Source organism: Streptomyces sp. RB17, from assembly GCF_009604455.1.
Classification (GTDB): domain Bacteria; phylum Actinomycetota; class Actinomycetes; order Streptomycetales; family Streptomycetaceae; genus Streptomyces.
In genome coordinates this window covers 1-23777 of the sequence record NZ_WEGL01000007.1, presented here as the reverse complement: position 1 = coordinate 23777, position 23777 = coordinate 1, and the positions used below count along the sequence as shown (strand labels likewise).

The 23777-nt window shown below is 72.2% G+C and carries 19 protein-coding genes; 12 read left to right on the top strand and 7 right to left on the bottom strand.

Annotation, left to right across the window (positions count from 1 at the left end):
• Positions 1–176: 176 nt before the first annotated feature.
• From SRB17_RS28605 to SRB17_RS28590, 4 genes are all read right to left on the bottom strand, one after another.
• On the bottom strand, positions 177–1199 hold the full coding sequence (locus SRB17_RS28605) for a DNA-3-methyladenine glycosylase 2 family protein (protein ID WP_323376362.1): 1023 nt from the start codon (positions 1197–1199) through the stop codon (positions 177–179).
• A gap of 87 nt (positions 1200–1286) precedes the next feature.
• On the bottom strand, positions 1287–2603 hold the full coding sequence (locus SRB17_RS28600) for a coenzyme F420-0:L-glutamate ligase (RefSeq protein ID WP_323376361.1): 1317 nt from the start codon (positions 2601–2603) through the stop codon (positions 1287–1289).
• Positions 2600–3559 carry a 2-phospho-L-lactate transferase gene (cofD, locus tag SRB17_RS28595; protein WP_153543074.1) on the bottom strand — a complete coding sequence of 320 codons (960 nt, stop codon included), beginning with the start codon at positions 3557–3559 and terminating at the stop codon, positions 2600–2602. Before cofD ends, SRB17_RS28600 begins: the two co-directional genes overlap by 4 nt.
• Positions 3560–3593: 34 nt before the next feature.
• Complete coding sequence (locus SRB17_RS28590; RefSeq protein ID WP_153543073.1) at positions 3594–4088, bottom strand: cysteine dioxygenase; 495 nt, start codon at positions 4086–4088, stop codon at positions 3594–3596.
• Between the two features lie 632 nt (positions 4089–4720).
• Here SRB17_RS28590 and SRB17_RS28580 point away from each other — a divergent pair.
• From SRB17_RS28580 to SRB17_RS28570, 3 genes are all read left to right on the top strand, one after another.
• Entirely contained in the window at positions 4721–4984 is a 264-nt protein-coding gene (locus SRB17_RS28580; protein WP_003975777.1) for a WhiB family transcriptional regulator, read from the top strand.
• A gap of 191 nt (positions 4985–5175) precedes the next feature.
• On the top strand, positions 5176–8868 hold the full coding sequence (locus SRB17_RS28575; protein WP_153543072.1) for a glycosyltransferase family 2 protein: 3693 nt from the start codon (positions 5176–5178) through the stop codon (positions 8866–8868).
• Positions 8865–10409, top strand: a complete 1545-nt coding sequence (locus SRB17_RS28570) for a DUF5719 family protein (protein ID WP_323376360.1) — start codon at positions 8865–8867, stop codon at positions 10407–10409. The genes SRB17_RS28575 and SRB17_RS28570 overlap by 4 nt, the downstream gene beginning before the upstream one ends.
• Before the next feature lie 179 nt (positions 10410–10588).
• Here SRB17_RS28570 and SRB17_RS28565 read toward each other — a convergent pair whose 3' ends face one another.
• Positions 10589–11041, bottom strand: a complete 453-nt coding sequence (locus tag SRB17_RS28565) for a metallopeptidase family protein (protein ID WP_153543071.1) — start codon at positions 11039–11041, stop codon at positions 10589–10591.
• Positions 11042–11641: 600 nt separating this feature from the next.
• Between SRB17_RS28565 and SRB17_RS28560 the strand changes: the two genes are divergently transcribed.
• The 6 genes from SRB17_RS28560 (at position 11642) to SRB17_RS28535 (ending at position 17521) form a co-directional block, all read left to right on the top strand.
• Positions 11642–12067: a DUF3499 domain-containing protein gene (locus SRB17_RS28560; protein ID WP_323376359.1), complete on the top strand. Its 426-nt coding sequence runs from the start codon at positions 11642–11644 to the stop codon at positions 12065–12067.
• A gap of 141 nt (positions 12068–12208) precedes the next feature.
• Entirely contained in the window at positions 12209–13573 is a 1365-nt protein-coding gene (locus SRB17_RS28555) for a phosphomannomutase/phosphoglucomutase (protein ID WP_323376358.1), read from the top strand.
• Between the two features lie 141 nt (positions 13574–13714).
• Positions 13715–13885 carry a Trm112 family protein gene (locus SRB17_RS28550; RefSeq protein ID WP_014673093.1) on the top strand — a complete coding sequence of 57 codons (171 nt, stop codon included), beginning with the start codon at positions 13715–13717 and terminating at the stop codon, positions 13883–13885.
• 60 nt (positions 13886–13945) lie between these two features.
• Positions 13946–15073, top strand: a complete 1128-nt coding sequence (locus tag SRB17_RS28545; protein WP_153543069.1) for an SIS domain-containing protein — start codon at positions 13946–13948, stop codon at positions 15071–15073.
• A 122-nt stretch (positions 15074–15195) separates the two neighbouring features.
• Complete coding sequence (gene manA, locus SRB17_RS28540; RefSeq protein WP_153543068.1) at positions 15196–16347, top strand: mannose-6-phosphate isomerase, class I; 1152 nt, start codon at positions 15196–15198, stop codon at positions 16345–16347.
• Positions 16348–16540: 193 nt separating this feature from the next.
• Entirely contained in the window at positions 16541–17521 is a 981-nt protein-coding gene (locus SRB17_RS28535) for a cation diffusion facilitator family transporter (protein ID WP_153543067.1), read from the top strand.
• Between the two features lie 163 nt (positions 17522–17684).
• Here SRB17_RS28535 and lepB read toward each other — a convergent pair whose 3' ends face one another.
• Complete coding sequence (gene lepB, locus SRB17_RS28530; RefSeq protein ID WP_153543066.1) at positions 17685–18377, bottom strand: signal peptidase I; 693 nt, start codon at positions 18375–18377, stop codon at positions 17685–17687.
• 488 nt (positions 18378–18865) lie between these two features.
• On the opposite strand from lepB, the gene ahcY reads away from it, so the two are divergent.
• Together ahcY and SRB17_RS28520 are read left to right on the top strand one after the other, a co-directional pair.
• A complete protein-coding gene (gene ahcY, locus SRB17_RS28525; protein WP_153543065.1) occupies positions 18866–20323 on the top strand; it encodes an adenosylhomocysteinase in 1458 nt (485 codons plus the stop codon).
• Between the two features lie 221 nt (positions 20324–20544).
• Positions 20545–21159: a hypothetical protein gene (locus SRB17_RS28520; RefSeq protein ID WP_153543064.1), complete on the top strand. Its 615-nt coding sequence runs from the start codon at positions 20545–20547 to the stop codon at positions 21157–21159.
• A gap of 110 nt (positions 21160–21269) precedes the next feature.
• Here the strand turns inward: SRB17_RS28520 and SRB17_RS28515 are convergent, their stop codons facing one another.
• Positions 21270–22178 carry an RDD family protein gene (locus SRB17_RS28515; RefSeq protein WP_323376357.1) on the bottom strand — a complete coding sequence of 303 codons (909 nt, stop codon included), beginning with the start codon at positions 22176–22178 and terminating at the stop codon, positions 21270–21272.
• 144 nt (positions 22179–22322) lie between these two features.
• On the opposite strand from SRB17_RS28515, the gene SRB17_RS28510 reads away from it, so the two are divergent.
• On the top strand, positions 22323–23330 hold the full coding sequence (locus SRB17_RS28510) for a stage II sporulation protein M (RefSeq protein ID WP_153543063.1): 1008 nt from the start codon (positions 22323–22325) through the stop codon (positions 23328–23330).
• Positions 23331–23777: the final 447 nt, after the last annotated feature.

The following is a 23777-nucleotide window of genomic DNA, read 5'->3' as shown; positions in this document are numbered from 1 at the left end:
GGGCGGCACGGGTAGGCGGTGGGGGTCCCCCCGCCGAGCGAAGCCGAGAGTGGGGGAGGCGCCCCGCGAGCGCGGGCAAGTGAAGCGCCCCGTTGCCCGGCGGCAGCACCCCGCACCCCGCCGGCGCGGACAAGCGAAAACCCACCCCCGCCCAGCCCCGGCACAGGGCACGCACGTCACAGCAACCCGATGTCCACCCGAGGCATCTTCGGAGCCCTACGCGCCGGCGTGTTCCCGCTCAGCAGGATCAGCCGCACCGCCCGATGCCGCTGCCCGGCATAGGGCTCCAGCAAGCGCAGCATCACCGCGTCGTCGGCATGCCGGTCCCCCGCCAGCGCCCATCCCACGATCCCCGGCAGATGCAGGTCCCCGACCGTCACCGCGTCCGCCGCCCCATGACTGCGCTGCACCACCTCGGCCGACGTCCACGGCCCCACCCCCGGCACGACCTGCAACCGCGCCTGAGCCTCGACCGCCGGCATCGAAACCGCCTGCTCCAGCCGCGCAGCGACCCGCACGGCACGCAGAATCGTCGACGCCCGCTTGTCGTCGACCCCGGCCCGATGCCACTCCCAGGACGGAATCAACGCCCAGGTCCGCGGCGCCGGCATCACGAACATCGGCCGTTCCCCAGCCCCCGCCGGTCCGGGTGCGCGCTCCCCGAACCTCCGCACGAGCAACCGCCACGCCCGGTACGCCTCATCCGTCGTGACCTTCTGCTCCAGCACCGACGGGATCAAGGACTCCAGCACCAGCCCGGTCCGCGTCAGCCGCAGCCCCGGCCGCCGATGCCGCGCCAGCGCCACCACCCGGTGCCGCGGCACGAACGCCTCCGGCTCGTCGGCCGCGCCGAGCCACTCGGGCAGCCGGTCCAGCAGCCACTGCGCCCCCGGCCCCCACGCCTCGCCGAGCACCTCACCGCCGTACGCCCGCACCCGCAGCGTGCCCGGCCCGGCGGGCGTACGGGTCGCCCGCCACACGGATCCGTCGGCGGTGGCCCGGAAGGTGGGGTCGGCCGGTCCGCGCCGCAGCGGTCCGAGCACCAGCCCGAGATCGAGGGGCCCGTCCGGTACCCACCGCCGTACCCGCGCCGGAGCCGAAGCCTGCTGCGGTATCCCGGCAGCGGCACCCGCGGGCACGCCGACATGGCCGCCGCGCAAGGTCGTACGCGTGGGGCGTTGAGCGAAGCGTCCTGCCACGAATGAGGTCCTGTGAAGTCCTGGGGAGCCTGTGCCGTCTTCGAGACTAGGCGGTCGTGGGCGGGCTAGGGCCGCGTACGCCCGAACTCAGCGCACCTCTGTGAACGCCGCCGCGTCCCGCTCCGGCCGCGGTCTCGGCTCCTCGGCCGGATGCCCGACCGCCACCGCGCCCATCGGCTCCCAGCCGGCGGGCAGGTCGAGCACCTCGCGCACCACGTCACGGCAGAACATCGTCGACGACACCCACGCCGAGCCCAGCCGCTCCCCGGCCAGCGCGACCAGCAGGTTCTGCACGCCGGCGCCCATCGCGACGACGAACATCTCCCGCTCGGCGCCGTCCCGCCGCGCGTCCCCGTAGTGGTGTGAGCCGTCCATGACGAGGCACGGCACCACCAGGTAGGGGGCGTTGCGCAGGACGTCCCCGCGGCGCACCCGCTTCGCGATCGACTCCTCGCTCTTGCCGTCCCGGCGCAGGTCGGCGATCCAGGCGTCCCGCATCGCGTCCAGCAGCCGGGCCCGGGCGTCCGGCGACTCCAGCAGGACGAACCGCCAGGGTGTGGTGTGGTGCGGGGCCGGTGCGGTCACCGCCGCCGCCACCGCGCGCCGTACCGCGCCGGGGTCCACGGGCTCGTCCGTGAACGCCCGGACCGTGCGCCGCTGGGTCACCGCCTCCCGGACCGCCTCGGAGGTGCCGAGCCGGAACATGTCGTCCCGCGCGGTCCGCACCAGCGCCCGCGCGCCCTCGCCGTCCTCGCCGTCATCGGGCGCCAGCACGTACGGCAGCCCGCGCACCACGGCGACGGGCCGTCCGGCCGCCTTGCCCTTGACCAGGTCGCCGGCGGCGGCCAGTTCGTCCGCCGTGGCGACGATCGTCGCGCTCAGCGGATTGCCGTACGCGTCCGTGCCACCGCGCAGATCGTCCAGTACGCGCACCCCGGCGGCGCCGATCGCCACATCCGTGAGCCCTGTGCGCCAGGGCCGCCCGAAGGTGTCGGTGACGACCACACCGACGTCCACGCCGAGGGCCTCGCGCAGGCCCGCGCGGATGGCACGGGCGGACGCGTCGGGGTCCTCGGGCAGCAACAGCACGGTGCCGGCGGGGGTGTTGGAGGCGTCGACCCCGGCGGCGGCCATCACCAGGCCCTGCCGGTTCTCCACGATCCTGAGCGCGCCGCGCCGGGCCACGACCCGGACCGTCTCGGCGTCGATGGCCGCCTCCCGGTCGGCCGCCTCGACGATGCGGCCCTCCGCCTTGGAGACGATCTTGGAGGTGACGAGCAGCACATCCCCTTCGGCCAGGTCCGGCCCGGCCGAGGCGATCAGCTTGGCGAGGTCGTCGCCCGGCTGCACCTCGGGGATGCCCGACAGGGCCCGGACCGTGTACTCCGGGCGCTCCTCGATCACGCTCCCCGCACCTCCTCGGCCAGTGCCAGCGCCTCCCGCGCCATCTGCGCGGCCGCGTCCACGTCGGTCATCATCAGCGGTACGGCCCGGCAGCGGATGCCGTCCGCCTCGACCCGCTCGGCCGCGCCCGCGTCCACGGTGTCGACCAGCCAGCCGTCCAGCAGCCCGGAGCCGTAGTGCTCGGCGACCGCGGCGGCCGTGGACTCCACGCCGACCGCGGCGAGCACCTTGTCGGCCATGCCGCGCACCGGTGCGTCCCCGACGATCGGGGAGAGGCCGACCACGGGCACGCCCGCGTCCGCGATCGCCTCCCGGATGCCGGGCACGGCGAGGATGGTGCCGATGGACACGACCGGGTTGGACGGCGGGAAGAGGATGACGTCCGCCTCGGAGATGGCCTCCAGTACACCGGGCGCCGGCTTGGCCTGCTCGGCGCCGACCGGGACCACGGCCTCGGCGGGGACGGAGGCCCGCAGCCGTACCCAGTACTCCTGGAAATGGACCGCCTTGCGCTCGCCGTCGACCTCGACCGCGACATGGGTCTCCACGCGGTCGTCGGTCATCGGGATCAGCTTCACGCCCGGCTTCCAGCGGTCGCACAGCGCCTCGGTGACGGCGCTGAGCGGATAGCCGGCGCCGAGCATCTGCGTCCGCACGATGTGCGTGGCGAAGTCCCGGTCGCCGAGGCCGAACCAGTCCGGCCCGACCCCGTAGGCCGCCAGCTCCTCCTTGAGGTGGAAGGTCTCGTCGGCCCGCCCCCAGCCCTGCTCCTCGTTGATGCCGCCGCCCAGCGTGTACATCACCGTGTCCAGGTCCGGGCAGACCTTCAGCCCGAAGAGGTGGATGTCGTCGCCGGTATTGCCGATGACGGTGACGTCCGCGTCCGGTACGGCCCGCTTCAGACCGCGCAGGAACCGGGCACCACCGATGCCGCCTGCCAGAACCACAATGCGCATGGGCCCAAGTGTTGCAGGCGGGTACGACAACGCGTCAGGCAGTCACCGGACGAGCTTCGCAGTGCGGGGACGTGTGCATCGGCATCGCGGTCAGGCCCGGGTGGTACACGTGCAGGCTGACCGCCGGCTCCAGGGTGTCGTTGACGACCTCGTGCACGTACCCCGGCGCGAACACCCGCTGGGCTCCCGCCGTCAACGCGCGCGTGGCGCGTTCGGTGCGCTCGGTGAGGGTGCCCTCCAGGACGGTGAGGACTCCGGAGGAGCGGCCGTGGTCGTGCAGCCCGCTGCCCTGCCCCGGCACCCAGGACAGCAGCCAGACCTCGTAGCCGGGGCCGGTGCGCAGGCGGTGGTACCAGCGGGTCGTCGCGTCGTAGCGCACGAGGTGCTCCCACTGGGAGCGGTCGGCGGCGATCCGGCGGGCGAGGCCCGCGAACTCGGCGACGGTGGCCGGGTGCTCGCGCGGCGGCTGGAGCAGATGCGGGACTTCGAGGATGTCGCCGGCGATCTGGAGGTCGTTGTCGCTGTTCATGGATGCGGTGGTTCCTCGGTGGGAGAAGGCCGGAGGTGAGGCGGGGCCAGAGGGAACGGAGAACGGGATCCGGGTCGCGAGGGGACACCGGCCCGCAGCTGGAGCGAGGTGTGGCTCAACAGCTGGAACAGCGACAACAGCTACAGCGGGCCCGGGCAGCACCGTGGGACCCGGCGGTGCGGGTCGAGGTGAGTGCCGAGTTCGCGAGCATGCCCAATAGGACATCGGGTCACACCCGCAGTGTCAACTCGGGGCCCGGTATGTGGGACAGGTTTCACCTCATCCGGTGCATCTCGGAGGCGAAAGGTTTGTTCACCGGGATGGCGGGACACATGGGGCACAACCGGGCGCTCAAGCCCTCGCGGAACGCGATCGAACGCCAGGGCGTCCTTCTCCGTATAGATGTCCGTACGGGTTCCGGCGCCCCTCCGGGCCTCGTTTGTGTGTCATGGTTTATGGCGATTTGAACACTTTCCGCACGGGCTTGGTTCCGCAGAGTGAATAACGGGCCCAATAGCAGATCTCGGCTTGACTCGCCCGGAGCAGCACACTTGTAATTTCACTCGTGTCGTTCAGCCGAAATCGGTAACGGCAACGCACACGGGGACGCGAAAGACAGACGAGGGGCGCACATGACCGAGCTGGTGCAGCAACTGCTGGTCGACGACGCGGACGAGGAACTCGGCTGGCAGGAGCGCGCGCTGTGCGCCCAGACCGACCCCGAGTCCTTCTTCCCCGAAAAGGGCGGCTCCACCAGAGAGGCGAAGAAGGTCTGCCTCGCCTGCGAGGTCCGCTCCGAGTGCCTCGAGTACGCCCTCGCCAACGACGAGCGTTTCGGCATCTGGGGCGGCCTGTCCGAGCGGGAACGCCGTCGCCTCAAGAAGGCCGCCGTCTGACCGCACGCGCAGGCCCAATCACACCAAAACGTCACGAACGGCCCGTCGCCGGTGGGTTATCCACAGGCGGCGGGCCGTCGTCATGGCCAGCCGATAGTGTGGTCGCTCGTCCGAGACGCCCCGCTGTCCCCTCGGCCCCCGAGAGGGCGCGGGCGTCCACCGCAGTCCATCGAACCGGGGCCCGTACCTCGATGTCCGTGCACAGCCACACGGCAGCCCAAGACCGAGCTGCCACACCTGAGTTCCCGCGCCACGTGGTGACCGCGGTCCTCGTCTCCCATGACGGCGCCCGCTGGCTGCCCGACGCGCTCGCCGGGCTGTTCGGCCAGGAGCGCCCCGTGCAGTACGCGGTGGCCGCCGACACCGGCAGCGCGGACGACTCCGCCCGGCTGCTCACCGACGCCCTCGGCGACGCATGCGTGCTGCACCTCGCCCGCCGCACCGGCTTCGGCCAGGCCGTCGAGGAGGCGAGCCGCACCGCCCCGGTCCTCACCCCGGACGAGCTGCCGTACCTCAAGCGCCCCAGCGGCTGGGACCCCGTCACGCGCACCTGGCGCGACGACGCCTACGACCTGCCCGAACTGCCGTACGGCGAGCCCGTCCAGTGGCTCTGGCTGCTGCACGACGACTGCGCCCCCGACCCCGACGCCCTCGCCGAACTGCTGCGCGTCGTGGAGAACGAACTGGAGCTGGGCCGCGACGACGTGGCGGTCGTCGGACCCAAGCTCCGCGGCTGGTACGACCGCCGGCAACTGCTGGAGGTCGGCGTCTCCATCGCCAACTCCGGCCGCCGCTGGACCGGCCTGGACCGCCGCGAACAGGATCAGGGCCAGCACGACCACGTGCGCACCGTGCTGTCCGTCTCCAGCGCCGGCATGCTCATCCGCCGCGACGTCTTCGAACAGCTCGGCGGCTTCGACCGCCGGCTGCCCCTGATGCGCGACGACGTCGACCTGTGCTGGCGCGCGCACACCGCCGGCCACCGCGTGCTGATCGCCCCCGGCGCCGTCGTACGGCACGCCGAGGCCGCCTCCCGCGAGCGCCGCACCGTCGACTGCGTCGGCCGCACCGCCGCCTCCCCGCACAAGGTCGACAAGGCCGGCGCCGTCTACACCCTGCTCGTCAACACCCGCGGCGCCGCACTGCCCTGGGCGCTGCTGCGGCTCGTTCTCGGCACCGTCCTGAGGACCCTTGCCTATCTCGTCGGCAAGGTGCCCGGCCAGGCCCTCGACGAGATCCGCGGCCTGCTGGGCGTCCTGCTGCGGCCCGAGCGGATCTTCGCCGCCCGGCGCCGCCGCGGACCCTCACAGATCGACAAGGACGAACTGCGCCAGCTTTTCCCGCCGCGCGGCGCCACCGTCCGGGCCACCGTGGAACAGCTCGCCGCCAACTTCACCAGCGGCGGCTCCGACGACACCGCGCGGGCCGGGCGGCACGGCGGTGCCGTGGAGTCCGGGCCCGGCGGCGACGACGCCGACTTCCTGGAGATCGAGCAGTTCGCCCGGCTCAAGCGGATCGCCCGCAAGCCCGGCCCGGTGCTCTTCCTCGTCCTGCTGCTGATCTCCCTGGTCGCCTGCCGTGCCCTGCTGGGCGGCGGCGCGCTCGCGGGCGGCGCCCTGCTGCCCGCCCCGGCCGGCGCCGGCGAGCTGTGGTCCCGCTTCACCGACAGCTGGCACCCGGTCGGCGCGGGCGGCACCCCGGCCGCCCCGCCCTACCTGGCGATCGTCGCGACCCTCGCCACGCTCCTGTTCGGTTCCACCGGACTCGCGATGACGGTCCTGCTGGTCGCCTCGGTACCGCTCGCCGGATTCACCGCCTACTTCGCCTCCCGGCCGCTGATCACCTCCCGGCTGCTGCGCGCCTGGGCGGCCATCGCCTACGCCTTCCTGCCCGCCACCACCGGCGCCCTGGCCGGCGGCCGCATCGGCACCGCCGTCCTCGCCGTGCTGCTGCCGCTCATCGCGCGCGCCGGCGTCGCCGCGAGCGGCCTCGCGAACCGCTCCGGCGCACGCGGCAGTTGGCGCGCCACCTGGGCGTACGCGCTGCTGCTGACCATCACCACCGCCTTCACGCCGATCGTCTGGCCCATCGCGCTGCTCCTCGGCGTCGGCGTGCTCGTGCTGCGCCGCGGTGATCTCGTCGCCCACGTCCTGCGCTTCCTCGCCCAGCTCGGCACTCCGCTGCTGGTCCTCGCCCCCTGGTCGCTGACCCTGCTGCCGACCGGCTTCTTCAAGGAAGCCGGCCTGGCCTACGGCACCTCGGCCGCCTCCGCGCTCGACCTGCTCGGCGCCAGCCCCGGCGGATCCGGCACGGTGCACGGCCTGATGCTCATCGGCATCGTTCTCGCCGCCCTCGCCGCACTGCTGCGCTCCGAACGGCAGCTCGGCATCCGCATCGCCTGGGCCGTCGCCCTGGCCGGCCTCGTCTTCGCCGCCCTGTCCAACCGGTCCGCCTGGGCCGGCCCGGCCACCCTCGTCTACGGCATCGCCCTGCTGGCCGCCGCAGCCCTCGGCGCCGACGGCGCGCGCGCCCGTGTGGCCGAGCAGAGCTTCGGCTGGCGCCAGCCCGTCGCCGCCCTGATCGCCTTCGCCTGCGCCGCGGGCCCGCTGCTCGTCGCGGCCGGCTGGATGATCCGCGGCGCCGCCGGCCCCCTGGAGCGCCGCGACCCGACCCAGGTGCCCGCGTTCGTCGCCGAGGACTCCACCACCGGCGACCGGGCCCGCACCCTCATCCTGGACAGCGACTCCACCGCCAGCGTCCGCTACACCCTGGTCCGCGGCTCCGGCGCCCGCATGGGCGACGCCGAGGCCGGTGCCGCCGACGGCCAGAACACCCGGCTGGACAAGGTCGTCGCCAACCTCGTCGCCGGCTCCGGCGCCGACCAGGCCGACGAACTCGGCGGCTTCGCCGTGCGCTACGTCCTCGTCCACAAGGGCGCGCCCCGCGACATCACCCGCGTCCTCGACACCACCCCCGGCCTGACCCGGCTCAGCCAGCAGAACGGCAGCGCCCTGTACCGCGTCGACCAGGAGGTCTCCCGCGCCGGCATCGTCCCCGCCGACGGCACGGGCACCACCCAGCCGGTCAGCGCCGGACCGGTCGAGATCCACACCACCGTGCCGGCCGGCCCGGCGGGCCGCGTCCTGCGCCTCGCCGACACCGCCTCCGCCGGCTGGACCGCCACCCTGGACGGCAGGCCGCTGACCCGCACCACGGTCGACGGCTGGGCCCAGGGCTTCCAACTGCCCGCCGCCGGCGGCAGGCTGGACGTCACCTACAGCGACCCGGTGACCCACACCGCGTGGCTGTGGGCCCAGGGCGCGCTCGCCGTCGTCCTGGTCGTCCTCGCCCTGCCCGGCCGCCGCCGCGACGTCGACGACGACCTGCCCGAGGAGGAGCCGCTGCCCGCCCAGGCCACCGCGGGCGAGGGCCGCCGCGCCCGCCGCCTGCGCGCCCAGGCCGAGGAGCAGGCCGGCGAGGAGCAGGGCGGCGAGGAGCAGCCGGCAGCACCGCCGCTGCCGGAGGAGCCCCCGGCCGCCGTACCCCACCAGCAGTCCTATGAGGAGTGGGACCAGGGTTCGTACGTGGACGCCGGCTACGCCGGCTATGGAACCGACCAGTACCAGAACGGCGGCCAGTACCCGCCCTCCGGCTACGACCAGCAGGGTTACCCGGCCGCCGACCCGTACCAGACGGGCCAGGGCCAGGGCCAGGGCCAGTACGACCCGTACGCCTATGGCGGTACGGCCGACCAGATGCCGTACGACCCGACGGCCTACCAGCAGGGCTACCACCCGACGTACGACCCCGCCCAGCAGGGCTACGACCCGGCCCAGCACCCCCACGGCACCGGCAGCGAGAGCCCCGACGGGAGCCAGCAGTGAACCGCACCACCCTGTCCCTGATCGCCGCGACCGGCGCACTGGCCGCCGTCACCGCGTTCGCCGCGTTCGACGGGCCGTCCGCGTCCGGTGCCTCCGCCCCCGAGGCGGCCGCGAACCTGCCGGTCCAGCGCACGAGCCTGTTGTGCCCGGCGCCGAGCATCTCGGACATCGCCGACACGTCGTACACGTCGTTCACGCCCGTCACCCAGGGAGCGGCGAGCAGCGGCAAGGCCCAACTCCAGGCAGCCGGCGGGGGCTCGGCGGACGGCACGGGCAACTCCGGGACGAACAAGGATTCCAAGGGCTCCAAGGGCGCGAAGGGATCCAAGGGCGGGAAGAAGACGGCGGGCCGGCCGGTGCTCACCCCGAAGGCGCCGGGCACCCCGATCACCGGCGACACCTCCGGCGCCGACGCGCCCGCGCTCATCGGCACCGCCGACGGGAAGTTCGCGCCCGGCTGGACCGTCCAGGAGACCACCGAGGTCGCCGCCGGCATCGGCCGCGGCCTGCAGGGCGTCAACTGCACCGCCGCGGACACCGACTTCTGGTTCCCGGGCGCCAGCACCGCCGCCGACCGCACCGACTACGTCCACCTGACCAACCCCGACGACTCCGCCGCGGTCGTCGACATCGAGCTGTACGACAAGAACGGCGCGATCAAGTCCCCGCTCGGCGAGAACCAGACCGTCCCGCCGCACGCGAGCAAGCCGATCCTGCTGTCCACGCTCACCGACGAACAGCAGGCCGATCTCACCGTGCACGTCAGCGTGCGCAGCGGCCGGGTCGGTGCCGCGGTGCAGGCCCTGGACGACAGGTCGGGCGGCGACTGGCTGGCCGCGGCCGCCGACCCCGCCGGCAGCCTGGTCCTGCCCGGCATCCCGAAGGACGCCACCGACGTCCGCCTGATCGCCTTCACCCCCGGAGGCGACGACGCCGACCTGAAGGTCCGCCTGGCCTCACCGGACGGTCTGATCACCCCGGCGGGCAACGAGACCCTGCACCTGAAGTCGGGCATGACGACCACGGCCGACCTGGGCGACGTGACGAGAGGCGAGGCAGGCTCCCTCGTGCTGACCCCCACCGACCAGTCGGTCCCGGTAGTGGCGGCCCTCAAGGTCGTCCGCGGCAAGGGCGACAAACAGGAGACGGCCTTCATCCCGGCCACCGCCCCCGTCGGCACGCGCGCGACCTCGGCCGACAACAGCGCCAAGGGCACGACCCTCGCCCTGGCCGCGCCCACCGCCACCGCCACGGTCAAGGTCACCGCGTCGGCGGGCAGCGAGGGCGGTACGCCGACGACGAAGACCTACACGATCAAGTCCGGCACCACGCAGGACGTCACCGTCCCCGTCCCCTCCGGCCTGAAGGGCAGCTACGCCCTCACCGTCGAGACCGTCTCCGGTGGCCCCGTCTACGCCTCCCGCGCCCTCTCCGCCACGGAGTCCGGGATCCCCGGCTTCACCATCCAGACCCTCCCGAACGACCGGGGCATGGTGGCGGTGCCGAGGACGACGGAGGACTTGTCGGTCCTGCAGAAGTGACGGTGGCGTTTGTGCCGTAGCGCCGAGGGTGTGTGGGCGGCAGCGGGTCCGTCGTGGTCGCTCGCGCAGTTCCCCGCGCCCCTGGGAGCTGCAGCCGCCGCCCGCCGAAACACCCCGTCGTCCAGCCCCAGCACAGGGCACCAAGCAGCACAGGTCATACCGCCGTAGCCCCGCAGGGCCTAGTCCTCGCCGTACCGCGGATCCACCGTCTCCGGCGTCAGTCCGAGCAGCTCGGCCACCTGCTCCACGACCACCTCATGCACCAGCGCGGCCCGCTCGTCCCGCCCCTTGGTGCGGATCTCCACCGGCCGCCGGTACACGATCACCCGCGCCCGCCGGCCGTCCCGCGCGGGAACGACCCCGCCCAGCGGCACGGCCTCGTCGCTCCACAGCTGCTCACCCCGCCCGTCCAGCCGGGGCACCTCCAGCACGAGGAAATCGATGTCGGCAAGCTGCGGCCACCGCCGCTCGAGACGCTCCACGGAGTCCTGCACCAGGTCCGCGAACGCATCGGCACGGCTGGCCGCCAGCGGCACCTGCGGCGGCGCGATCGGCCCCCGCATGCCCCTCCCGTGACGATCACGGCGACGGGGCCCGGGGCCGGCGGCACGAGGGGGTACACGGTTGTCCATCACTGGGGAAGCGTAGTCCCCGCACGCTCCCCCCGCCCGACCCCACACGGCAACCCGTCCCGCCCTCCCACCTCGACCAGCAGCACTCGGCCGGCCACGTCCGACCAGTCACGCCGGCCGACCACATCCGCGGCCGATCCAGGCGTCCACCTCGGCCGATCCCGAGCCTCGTCCCCGGACGATCACGACCCCCCGTCCCCGCTCGATCAGACTCCCTGTCCGCAGCCGATCAAAACCCCCTATGCCCGACCGAACAGGACTCCCTCCACCGCCGATCAAGACCCCCTCCACAGCCGATCAAGATCCCCTCCTCGGCCGATCACCGCCCCCGCCGATCAGCCCGCCCCCGATCGGCCCCGTTCGGCTCCGATCGGCCGTCTCCGCTCTCATGTCGCAGGTTGACCATTCCGGCCAAGGTCTGGCTCGTTTCCGGAACCCTCCAAGACCGCCGAACTCAAGGCAATTGACGGTGTTTGTGCCGACTCATGACCGAATCGAGCCGCGCCCAAAACTCGCCGAGAACCCGTCCACGCAGGTCAACGGGGCCTCCCCGAAGGGGTGTGTGGGGCGTTTCACAGCACGACACGGTGGAGTGACCTGGTGGAGAGTCGTCGCGGCCCGCTCAAGAGTGCGGTACCGTCCAACGTCGTGAGCCCTGTACGTCGCTGTTCGCGCACCGCCTGCGGCCGACCCGCCGTCGCGACGCTGACGTACGTCTACGCCGACTCGACCGCGGTCCTCGGCCCTCTCGCCACCTACGCCGAGCCGCACTGCTACGACCTCTGCGCCGAGCACTCCGAACGCCTCACCGCCCCCCGCGGCTGGGAGGTCGTCCGCCTCCTCGACGGCTCCGCCCCCGCGCGGCCCAGCGGAGACGACCTGGAAGCGCTTGCGAACGCCGTGCGCGAGGCAGCCCGCCCCCAGGAGCGCGCGGCCGGGGCGGGCGGCGGCGGAGCGCGTACGGCGGACCCCATGGAGGTCGCCCGCCGCGGCCACCTGCGTGTCCTGCGCTCCCCGGACAACTGAGCCCGCCCCCACGGTCGTCGAACCGGCACGCCCCCGCCCCACCCCGGTTACGACTGGGCGTCCACATGGTGTCCGCACACCTCCCCCTTACCCCCAACGGGTAGTTTGTGGGCACCCATAGGACTTTCAGGAGGGTTGGCCGTGGCTGCTGATCTGTCGCAGATCGTGAAGGCGTACGACGTACGCGGAGTGGTTCCGGACCAGTGGGACGAGTCACTGGCCGGGCTCTTCGGCGCCGCCTTCGCGGAGGTGACGGGTGCGGCGGCCATCGTCGTCGGCCACGACATGCGGCCCTCGTCCCCGGGCCTGTCCCGGGCCTTCGCACGCGGCGCCGCGGACCGTGGTGTGGACGTCACCGAGATCGGCCTGTGCTCCACCGACCAGCTGTACTACGCCTCGGGCGCCCTGAACCTGCCCGGTGCCATGTTCACCGCCTCCCACAACCCGGCCCAGTACAACGGCATCAAGCTGTGCCGCGCGGGCGCCGCCCCGGTCGGCCAGGACACCGGTCTCGCGCAGATCCGCGAACTGGCCGAGCGGTGGCTGGAGTCGGGCGCGCCCGAGCCGGTCGACCGGCCGGGAACCCTGTCCTCGCGCGAGACGTTGGAGGACTACGCGGCACACCTCCGCTCCCTGGTCGACCTGGCCTCCATCCGCCCGCTGAAGGTCGTGGTCGACGCCGGCAACGGCATGGGTGGTCACACGGTCCCCTCGGTCTTCGCCGGCCTGCCCCTGACCCTCGTGCCGATGTACTTCGAACTGGACGGCACCTTCCCGAACCACGAGGCCAACCCGCTCGACCCGGCCAACCTCGTGGACCTGCAGAAGCGCGTCCCGGCGGAGGGTGCCGACCTCGGCATCGCCTTCGACGGCGACGCCGATCGCTGCTTCGTCGTGGACGAGCACGGCGACCCGGTCTCCCCGTCCGCGATCACCGCACTGGTCGCCGCCCGCGAACTCGCCCGCAACGGCGGCAGGGGCACGATCATCCACAACCTGATCACGTCTCGTACGGTCCCCGAGGTCGTGAAGGAGAACGGCGGCACCCCGGTCCGCACCCGCGTCGGCCACTCCTTCATCAAGGCCGAGATGGCCCGCAGTGGCGCGATCTTCGGCGGCGAGCACTCCGCGCACTACTACTTCAAGGACTTCTGGAACGCCGACACGGGCATGCTGGCCGCCCTGCACGTCCTGGCAGCCCTCGGCGGCCAGGACGGCCCGCTGTCCGGCCTCGTCGCCCAGTACGACCGCTACACCGGCTCCGGTGAGATCAACTCCACCGTCGCCGACCAGTCCGCCCGCCTCGCCGCGATCCGCTCCGCGTACGAGAACCGCGCCGACGTCACCCTGGACGACCTCGACGGCCTCACCGTCGCCGCGGCGGACTGGTGGTTCAACGTCCGCCCCTCCAACACCGAGCCCCTCCTCCGCCTGAACGCCGAGGCGAAGGACGAGGCCACGATGACCAAGATCAGGGACGAGGCCCTGGCGATCATCAGGGGCTGAAGCGCCCGGCCGGCCGGGCGAACGGGGATCCAGGGGGCACCGCCCCCTGGACGGTACCGACAGCCCGGCTCAGCCCGTCCACCAGCGGTACGCTGACCAGGCACATCCACAGACAGACATCCGCCCTCGAAGGGACACCCCATGCCGCTCGAAGCCGGCCTCCTGGAGATCCTCGCCTGCCCGGCCTGCCACGCCCCCCTCAAGGAGCAGGACACCGAGCTGATCTGCACAGGCCAGGACTGCGGCCTCGCCTACCCCGTCCGCGACGGCATCCCGGTCCTCCTCGTGGACGAGGCCCGCCGCCCCGAGTGACGACGCCCTTCACGTCGTAGACCACCCGCACAGGACCCCGGCGATCGGAGCCAACCGCCCATGCTGGACGAATCGCTGCTCGACACCCCGGAGGGCCTCGCCGAGGCCGACCGCCGAGGCCTCCTGCGCGGTGCCGCCGAGGCCGGCGCCCGCGTCCGCACCGCCGCCCGGCACGCCGCCGAGGCCGGCGTCGGCGACCTCAAGCCCGACGGCCGCCCCCGCGCCGTCCTCATCGCCGGCCCCGGCGCCGCCGCCACCCACACCGCCGACCTCCTCGGCACCCTGGCCGGCGTCGGCAGCCCCGTGGTGCGACTCGCCCCGACCGGCGTGGCCCCGGCCGCGGGTGCCCTGCGCTGGGAGCTCCCCGGCTGGGCCGGCTCCGTGGACCTGCTGCTGATCGCGACCCCGGACGGCACCGAACCGAGCCTGTCGCTCCTCACCGACCAGGCCTACCGCCGCGGTGTCTCGGTCGTGGCCGTGGCACCGCCCAGCACCCCGCTCGCGGAGGCGGTCGCCGGCGCCCACGGCCTGTTCGTACCGATGGCGACGGCGCCGTACGACCAGGAGGAACCGCTCGCCGCGTCCTCCCCGGGTGTCTTCTGGGCGCTGCTCACCCCGCTGCTGGCAGTGCTGGACCGGATCGGGCTGATCAGCGCCCCGCCGGACGCCCTGGAGAAGGTCGCCGACCGCCTGGACCACATCGCCGAGCGCTGCGGCCCCGCCATCGCGACGTACAGCAACCCGGCCAAGACCCTCGCCGCCGAACTCGCCGACGCACTGCCCGTGGTGTGGACGGAAGGGCGCTCGGCGGGCCCCGCGGGCCACCGGTTCGCCGCCGCCCTCGCCGAACTCGCCGGCCGCCCCGCGCTCGTCGCCGAACTCCCCGAGGCGCTCTCCGCGCACAGCGCCCTGCTGGCCGGCCCGCTGGCCGCCAGCGCCGACCCGGACGACTTCTTCCGCGACCGCGTCGAGGAGCCGCCCGCCCTCCACGCGCGCGTGGTGCTGCTCCGCGACCGCCCGCTCGGTGGCCTGACCGCCGCCCCCACCGCCCGTGACCTGGCCCTCAGCCACGACACACCGATCAGCGAACTCGAACCGGAAGAAGGCGGCGAACTGGAGTCGCTCGCTGAACTGATCGCCGTCACGGATTTCGCCGCCGTTTACCTGGCGCTCGCTTCGAGGGCCTGATCTGGCTACGGGCCGGAAACACCCGCGCCCACCATCAGCAAGGCAACCAGGACCGGTACCAGCACCAGCACCAGCACCGTGGTCGGCTGGGGCAGCCGTACGTTCGGAGACAGAGAAGACACATGGACCGCCTCGACAACACCATCCGCCCCTACGCCTGGGGTTCCGCCACCGCCATCCCGCAGCTCCTCGGCGTGGAGCCGACCGGTGAGCCGCAGGCGGAGATGTGGATGGGCGCGCACCCGGGAGCCCCCTCGCGCACCGCGCGCGGAAGCCTCGTCGAGGTCATCGACGCGAACCCGGAGGCCGAGCTGGGCAAGGCGGCCGTGGCGAAGTTCGGCCCGCGCCTGCCCTTCCTCCTCAAGATCCTCGCCGCCGGCGCGCCCCTCTCCCTCCAGGTGCACCCCGACCTGGAACAGGCCAGGGAGGGTTACGCCGACGAGGAGTGCCGCGGCATCCCGGTCGACGCCCCGCACCGCAACTACAAGGACGCCAACCACAAGCCCGAACTGATCTGCGCGCTCACCGAGTTCGACGGCCTGTGCGGCTTCCGCGACCCGGTCCGGGCCGCCGACCTGCTCGACGGGCTCGGCGTCGCCTCCCTCAAGCCGTACGTCGACCTGCTGCACGCCCAGCCCGAGGACGCGGCCCTGCGCGAGGTGCTCACCGCGATCCTCACCGCCGACCCGCAGGAGATGGCGCACACGGTCGCCGAGGCCGCTGCCGCCTGCGCCCGCCTCGGCGGCGACTACGCCCCCTACGCCGGCCTCGCCCAGCACTACCCGGGCGACCCCGGCGTCATCGCGGCGATGCTGCTCAACCACGTCCGCCTGCAGCCCGGCGAGGCCCTGTTCCTCGGCGCCGGGATCCCGCACGCGTACCTGAACGGCCTCGGCGTCGAGATCATGGCGAACTCCGACAACGTCCTGCGCTGCGGCCTGACCCCCAAGCACGTCGACGTCCCCGAACTCCTGCGCATCGTCCGCTTCGAGGCCGGCGACCCGGGAGTACTGCGCCCGGAGGCCTCTCCGGCCGGCGAGGAGGTCTACGAGACGCCGATCGACGAGTTCCGCCTCTCCCGGTACGTCCTCCCCGAGGCCGGCGCCGCCCGCGACCTCACCCTCGACACCCCGCAGATCCTGCTCTGCACGGCCGGCTCGGTCCGCGCCGGCGAGCACGAGCTGGCCCCGGGGCAGTCGGTCTTCGTCCCGGCCGGCGAGACGGCGGAGATCTCGGGCCCGGGCACGATCTTCCGCGCCACTGTGATCGTATGACCTGTGATCGTATGGCCGGGGTTGTGGACACCTGACGCGGCGGCGCCCGGCCGGGCTGCAAGAATGGCCCACCGGCAAAGGCCGGGCAAAGCCGGGCCACGCGTGACGGCGTGGCCGTACGAAGGTGCCGTACGTGGCGTACGAAGGCCGCCGCACCAGGGCGACGACAAGGGCGAAGGGACTACGCGGACACATGAGCGCGTCAGGCGGTACGAAGGCGATCGTGGCGGCACTCGGCGCCAACCTCGCGATCGCGGCATCCAAGTTCGTGGCGTTCGCCTTCAGCGGCTCTTCCTCGATGCTCGCCGAGGGCGTCCACTCGCTCGCCGACTCCGGCAACCAGTTCCTGTTGCTCATCGGCGGCAAGAAGGCCCAGCGCGAGGCGACCCCGCAGCACCCCTTCGGCTACGGCCGCGAGCGCTTCATCTACGCCTTCCTGGTCTCGATCATCCTGTTCTCCGTCGGCGGCATGTTCGCCATCTACGAGGGCTACGAGAAGATCAGCCACCCGCACGAACTGGAGAACTGGTACTGGCCGGTGGGTGTCCTGGTCTTCGCGGTCGTCGCCGAGGGCTTCTCCTTCCGCACGGCCATCAAGGAGTCCAGCGAGCTGCGCGGCAGCCTGTCCTGGGCCCAGTTCATCCGCCGCGCCAAGGCCCCCGAGCTGCCGGTGGTCCTGCTGGAGGACTTCGGCGCGCTCATCGGCCTGGTCCTCGCCCTGTTCGGCGTCGGTCTCGCGGTCCTCACCGGCGACGGCGTCTGGGACGGCATCGGCACGATCTGCATCGGTGTCCTGCTCGTCTGCATCGCCCTGGTCCTGGCCGCCGAGACCAAGTCGCTGCTGCTCGGCGAGGCCGCGGGCCTGGACGTGATCAAGAAGATCGAGGAGGCGACGGTCGACGGCCGGACGGTCACCGGCGTCATCCACATGCGCACGCTCCACCTCGGCCCCGAGGAGCTGCTGGTCGCCGCCAAGATCGCCGTCCAGCACGACGACACGGCCGCCGAGGTCGCGAACGCCATCGACGCCGCCGAGGCCCGCATCCGCGCCGCCGTCCCCATCGCCCGCGTCATCTACCTCGAACCTGACATCTACAGCGAGGCCGAGGCCGCCAAGGGCCCCGACCCGGAGGCCACCCCCGGCGGCCCGAACCCACACGCCACCGGCCACTGAGGCGGCCCGCCGCTTGTCACTGAGGCGGGGCCTCGGGGGTCTGAAGCGGCGTGCGGTCGGTCACCGAGGCGGAGCTCGGCGGCGGGAGCCGGCATCCCGTCGGTCACCGGGGCGGGACCTCAGCGGCCGGAACTGGCACGCAGTCGGTCACCGGGGCGGGACCTCAGCTCCCGCCCGGCTGCACCGGCCAGGGCATCTGCGGCATCTCCGGTGCCCTCCGCCGCCGTACGGCGAGGAAACCGATGCCCAGGCCGACGCCGGTGAGCAGCAGCACGCCGCCGAGCAGCAGGGCCGCCACGAGCAGGGCAGGGACCGCGCGGTCATCCGTCACCCGGCCCAGCACCGCGTCCGCGGACACCGTCCCGCCCTGCTCGTCCAGGTGGAAACGCGAGTCCAAGGAGTTCGCGCGATGGTCGCCGAGAAGAAACAGCCGCCCCGCCGGGACCTTCACGTCGTACGGCTGGTGCACTCCGTCGGGGTCGCCGCCGTACACATACGGCTCCTCGATCGGCTCCCCGTTCACGGTCACCCGCTCCCGCGACCCCACGAGCGTGCAGCACCGCACCCGGTCCCCACCCACGCCGACGACCCGCTTCATCAGGGGCGCGTCGAACCCGTAGGACTCCGGCGGGGTGAACACCACGACGTCACCGCGCCGCACCTGACTCCCATCGACACGCTCCCAGACGACCCGGTCCCCCTTCCCGTACGTCGGCCTCATACTGTCGCCGCCCACGGTGGAAACCCCGTACGAACTCCGCAGCCAGCCAAAGGCCCCGACGGCCAGCACCAGCCCCAGCACCCCCACCACAACCGCGGACATCCCCAGCCCGCGCCCCCGCCTTCTGCCCACCATGTCCCGTCCTCCCCAAGCGGCCCATCCAAGGGCGCGGAGAATAGCGGCACCTGGTGAACGAGCTGTGCGGCGGGGGCCGCTCTGTTGCTGATCCGGGCGGGCGACGGGGACTGGGATCCGAACCGAAGACAACCGAACCCAAGGCTGCTGCTCCCCGAACCTCAGGCCAGGCCAGAGCAGGGACCCCGGCCCCCATCCCCGCTCCCCGCCCCCTCAGCTCCCTCCGCTCACCCGACCTCACCGGTTCGAGCCATGCGGAGGCGGACTGGGGCCGACCGGGCCGTCCGGTGTAGCTTGGGACGGAGCCAGACGTCGCTGCTGATGGCGGTCGGGCGGTCCCCGCGGACCGACCGAGGGAGAGAGGGCCTCCGACGGACTGCGCTGCGCGTACGTGGGCATGCCAGTGTCCTCATCTCGGGCACCCGTGTGTCCGCCGCCGCGCAGACCAGCCGTACCCACCTCGCCCCGACACCGAGGAGCAGCTCGCAATGACGACTGTCGACAACCGACAGGACTTCAAGGTCGCCGACCTCTCACTGGCCGAGTTCGGCCGCAAGGAGATCACCCTCGCCGAGCACGAGATGCCCGGCCTGATGGCGATCCGCAGGGAGTACGCCGAGGCCCAGCCCCTCGCCGGCGCCCGCGTCACCGGCTCCCTGCACATGACCGTGCAGACCGCCGTGCTCATCGAGACCCTGGTCGCCCTCGGCGCCCGCGTCCGCTGGGCCTCCTGCAACATCTTCTCCACCCAGGACCACGCGGCCGCCGCCATCGCCGTCGGCCCGAACGGCACGCCCGACAACCCGCAGGGCATCCCGGTCTTCGCCTGGAAGGGCGAGAGCCTGGAGGAGTACTGGTGGTGCACCGAGCAGGCGCTGACCTGGCCGGACAGCCCCACCGGCGGCCCGAACATGATCCTGGACGACGGCGGCGACGCCACCCTCCTCGTCCACAAGGGCGTCGAGTACGAGAAGGCCGGCGAAGTCCCCGCCCTGGACACCGCCGAGTCCGATGAGCACCACGTCATCCTCCAGCTGCTGCACCGCACCCTCGGCGAGAACGCCCAGAAGTGGACCCAGCTGGCCTCGGAGATCCGCGGCGTCACCGAGGAGACCACCACCGGTGTCCACCGCCTGTACGAGATGCAGCGCGAGGGCTCCCTTCTCTTCCCGGCGATCAACGTCAACGACTCCGTCACCAAGTCGAAGTTCGACAACAAGTACGGCTGCCGCCACTCCCTGGTCGACGGGATCAACCGCGCCACCGACGTCCTGATCGGCGGCAAGACCGCCGTCGTCTGCGGCTACGGCGACGTGGGCAAGGGCTGCGCCGAGTCCCTGCGCGGCCAGGGCGCCCGCGTGATCATCACCGAGATCGACCCGATCTGCGCCCTGCAGGCGGCGATGGACGGCTACCAGGTCACCACCCTGGACGAGGTCGTGGAGACCGCCGACATCTTCATCACCACCACCGGCAACAAGGACATCATCCTTGCCTCGGACATGGCGAAGATGAAGCACCAGGCGATCGTCGGCAACATCGGTCACTTCGACAACGAGATCGACATGGCCGGCCTCGCCAAGATCCCCGGCATCGTCAAGGACGAGGTCAAGCCGCAGGTCCACACCTGGAAGTTCCCCGACGGCAAGGTGATCATCGTCCTCTCCGAGGGCCGCCTCCTGAACCTCGGCAACGCCACAGGCCACCCGTCGTTCGTGATGTCCAACTCCTTCGCGGACCAGACCCTGGCCCAGATCGAGCTGTTCACCAAGCCCGACGAGTACCCGACCGGCGTCTACGTGCTGCCCAAGCACCTCGACGAGAAGGTCGCCCGCCTCCACCTGGACGCGCTCGGCGTCAAGCTCACCAAGCTGCGCCCGGAGCAGGCCGCGTACATCGGCGTCGAGGTCGACGGCCCGTTCAAGTCGGACCACTACCGCTACTGAGTCGGCGATGCCGGCCATTCCGTAGTCCCGCCCGTCGGGGAACGCACCGGTGCACCACCGCGCTCCCCGACAGCAGGTCCCCCGAGGCAGGCCCCCGCACCCCCGTGCCGGGGGCCTGCCCCTTTGACCGGTCGCGCCCGGACAGCACCGGAGGACCGGACAGCACCGGAGGAACCGACAGCCCGGCCGGACCGTCAGCCCGTCGAAGACCCAGGACCCCCATGCCCCGCGGCCGTTATTCGCTCCACGATCCGCACGATCACACCCCCCTCGGCGAAGAACACTTCCAGTGCGCCCCCGGCCCCTCCGGCTGGCGCTATGTCTCCCGGCTGACCAGCCCCGCCGGCGACCACCGCGGCTCGGTCGACCTCGCCCTGGACGACCTCGGCCGCCCCATCCGCCTCGAACTCCACGCGGGGGAGTGGCAGGTGCGCGGCGCCGCCCTCGACGGCGTGACCTGGGTCCGCACCGACCCCACCGGAAGCCATGCCACCGAAGGCAATGTGCGCGCTCACGCCTTCACTGGCACGTCCCCCGCGTTCCTCGTCGCCACCGCCCGTCTCCTGCGCCTCACCCCCTCGTCCGACACGACCCGCGTACGCCTGGTCGCCTTCACGGACCCGGTCCTCGCCCCCCGCACCGTGGACCAGTCCTGGGCTCTGGTGAACAGCGAAACACACGCCACTGACAACGGCCCCCTGACCGTGGACGAATACCAGGTCACAACCCTGGACACCGGTGAGCGGCACACCGTTCACATCGCCGGGGACGTCGTCCTGGCCGCACCCGGAATCGAGCTGGAGGACCTCCAGTCACCGCCGTCGAGGTTCGACTGACCGCCGACCGGAGAAGTTGCCGGGACCGTCGGAAGGCGTCGAAAGTGGTTCGGAAGAGGGGCGGCAGGATCCCAGATAGGGGCGGGAAGGGGGGACCGAGCGGACCCGTTCTACGCCGGCGGTGCGAAACCGGTGGCCGGGCGGTCCGCAGGGGACTCGTCCCGCGGAGGCACGGCCGACGGGGGCGGCGGATCCTGCGGCGGCCGAGCGTGAGCGGGTGGCTGATGAGCGGCTGGTGCGGGAGGCACGGCCACCTGCGGGGCGATTCCAGCGGCTCCGAACGCCTGCCGGGCCTCCCGCGACTGCCGCTCGTGCACCACAGCCGCCAGGAAGGCGCCCGCCGGCAGATCCTGCGGCACGGAAGCCCCCGTCCGCGCCGCGAGGTCGGCCGCGAGCCGCTGGGCCATCGCCGCCGAGACCTGCGGATCGAGCTGCCCGATCCGGGTCAGGTACTGCCGAACCGCGAGCCACAGCCCGTCCGGCACCGCCGACAGGTCCAGTTCGGCGAACCGCCCCGCAAGCCACGGAGGCGGCGGCGGAACAAGGCCGGCCCGGCCGACCGGTATCCGCTCACGTACGACCAGGGTGCCCGCGAACACGTCACCGAGCCGTCGGCCCCGCGCCGACACCAGCGAGGCGATGCAGGCGATCACGCCGAACGTCAGCAGGATCTCGACCACACCGATCGCGCCCCGCACGAGCGCGTGCCGGAACCGGATCGGCCCGCCGTCGTCCCGCACGACGCGGAGCCCGAAGGCCAGCTTGCCCAGCGAACGCCCGTGGCTGAGCGTCTCCACCGCGATCGGCCCGCCGACCAGCACCAGCAGAAACGTCGCGATCGACAACGCCACCTGCGCGGCCTCGTCCAGCGAGGCGGTCGACACCACCACCGCGATGGTGACGACGACATACGCGACCACGGCCACCACGAGATCGAGCAACACGGCCAGCGCCCTGCTCGGCAGCCTTGCCGGCCGCAGTTCGAGCGCCACCGCCTCGCCCGTCACCAGCTCACTCACGCCCGCCGTCCTTCCCCTGATCTGCCCCCGGAAGCGCAAGTCTGCCAAGCTGTGGGCACATCGCGCTCCAGTGCGACTATCTGACCGCGATCGAGAGCACCCACGACGAGCAGTCGACGACCAGCCGAGGAGCAGGCAGACCCGATGGACCTGGACGTCTTCGTCTCCGTACACCGAGCCGAATGGGACCGCCTCGACGCCCTGCTCCGCCGTCGACGCCGCCTCACCGGCGCCGAGGCCGACGAACTCGTCGCCCTATATCAGCGCACCGCCACCCACCTGTCCCTCATCCAGTCCAGCGCCCCAGATCCCCAGCTGACAGGACGGCTCAGCCAACTGGTGGCACGCGCGCGTAGCGCCGTCACCGGCACCCGCCGTGCCTCATGGCGTGACGTCACGCGCTTCCTCGGCCAGGGCTTCCCGGCCGCTGTCTACCGCGCACGCCACTGGTGGGTTCCCACGGCACTGGTCTCCACGGCCATCGCGATCCTCCTGGGCTGGTGGATCGGCACCCACCCGGACGTACAGGCGTCGATCGCGGCGCCCAGCCAGCTGCGCGAGCTGACCCGCCCCGGCGGCGAGTACGAGACCTACTACTCCAGCCATCCCGCGGCTGCCTTCGCCGCCCAGGTGTGGACGAACAACGCCCAGGCGGCCGCGATGTGCCTGGTCCTGGGCGTCTTCCTGGGCCTGCCGGTCCTCTGGATCCTCTTCGAGAACATGCTCAACCTGGGTGTCGGCTTCGGCCTGATGTCCTCCGCCGGTCGACTCGACACATTCCTGGGACTGGTTCTCCCGCACGGCCTCCTCGAACTGACCGCCGTCTTCGTCGCCGCCGGTACGGGACTGCGCCTGGGCTGGACACTCATAGACCCCGGTCCCCGCAGCCGGCGCACGGCTCTCGCCGAGGAAGGACGCGCAGCGGTCGGCATGGCGATCGGACTCGCCGTGGTCCTTTTCGTCTCCGGCGCCATCGAAGGCTTCGTCACGCCGTCCGGCCTGCCCACTTGGGCCCGCATCGCAATCGGTGTCCTGGCCGAGGTGGCATTCCTGATGTACGTCTACGTCCTGGGCGGCCGTGCGGTACGCGCAGGTGAGACCGGCGATCTCGAAGCGACGGACCGCAGCGCCTCGGTGCCCACCGCCGCGTGATGTGCGTTCCACCCCTGTGAGCTGCTACTCTCCTCTTCGCCCCACAGACCCGTTGACACGGGTGGCGTGGGGAGGTAGATTCAAACAGTTGCCTGGAACTGGACAAGTTCATCGGCGAAGGTTAGACTCTACGAGCTTCCAGAGAAGTCGGAAACGGCATCTTCGCAGAAGCATCTCCCGATTACTCAGAAATGAGCGGCCGGTCAGACCGGCCAAGAACTTCTGATAAAGTCGGAACCGCCGGAAAGGAAACCGCGAGAAACACGCGGAAACCTGGAAAGCACCGAGGAAATCGGATCGAGAAAAGATCTGATAGAGTCGGAAACACCGAAGGGAAGCGCCCGGAGGAAAGCCCGAGAGGGTGAGTACGAAGGAAGCGACCGTTCCTTGAGAACTCAACAGCGTGCCAAAAGTCAACGCCAGATATATTGATACCCCGTCTTCGGT

What these genes read in the sequence shown, in the direction of transcription:
- cofD (WP_153543074.1), bottom strand. Translation starts at nt 3,559, where the DNA reads ATGCGCATTGTGGTTCTGGCAGGCGGCATCGGTGGTGCCCGGTTCCTG.
- SRB17_RS28590 (WP_153543073.1), bottom strand. Translation starts at nt 4,088, where the DNA reads ATGAACAGCGACAACGACCTCCAGATCGCCGGCGACATCCTCGAAGTC.
- SRB17_RS28580 (WP_003975777.1), top strand. Translation starts at nt 4,721, where the DNA reads ATGACCGAGCTGGTGCAGCAACTGCTGGTCGACGACGCGGACGAGGAA.
- SRB17_RS28575 (WP_153543072.1), top strand. Translation starts at nt 5,176, where the DNA reads ATGTCCGTGCACAGCCACACGGCAGCCCAAGACCGAGCTGCCACACCT.
- SRB17_RS28565 (WP_153543071.1), bottom strand. Translation starts at nt 11,041, where the DNA reads ATGGACAACCGTGTACCCCCTCGTGCCGCCGGCCCCGGGCCCCGTCGC.
- SRB17_RS28550 (WP_014673093.1), top strand. Translation starts at nt 13,715, where the DNA reads ATGCCGCTCGAAGCCGGCCTCCTGGAGATCCTCGCCTGCCCGGCCTGC.
- SRB17_RS28545 (WP_153543069.1), top strand. Translation starts at nt 13,946, where the DNA reads ATGCTGGACGAATCGCTGCTCGACACCCCGGAGGGCCTCGCCGAGGCC.
- manA (WP_153543068.1), top strand. Translation starts at nt 15,196, where the DNA reads ATGGACCGCCTCGACAACACCATCCGCCCCTACGCCTGGGGTTCCGCC.
- SRB17_RS28535 (WP_153543067.1), top strand. Translation starts at nt 16,541, where the DNA reads ATGAGCGCGTCAGGCGGTACGAAGGCGATCGTGGCGGCACTCGGCGCC.
- lepB (WP_153543066.1), bottom strand. Translation starts at nt 18,377, where the DNA reads ATGGTGGGCAGAAGGCGGGGGCGCGGGCTGGGGATGTCCGCGGTTGTG.
- ahcY (WP_153543065.1), top strand. Translation starts at nt 18,866, where the DNA reads ATGACGACTGTCGACAACCGACAGGACTTCAAGGTCGCCGACCTCTCA.
- SRB17_RS28520 (WP_153543064.1), top strand. Translation starts at nt 20,545, where the DNA reads ATGCCCCGCGGCCGTTATTCGCTCCACGATCCGCACGATCACACCCCC.
- SRB17_RS28510 (WP_153543063.1), top strand. Translation starts at nt 22,323, where the DNA reads ATGGACCTGGACGTCTTCGTCTCCGTACACCGAGCCGAATGGGACCGC.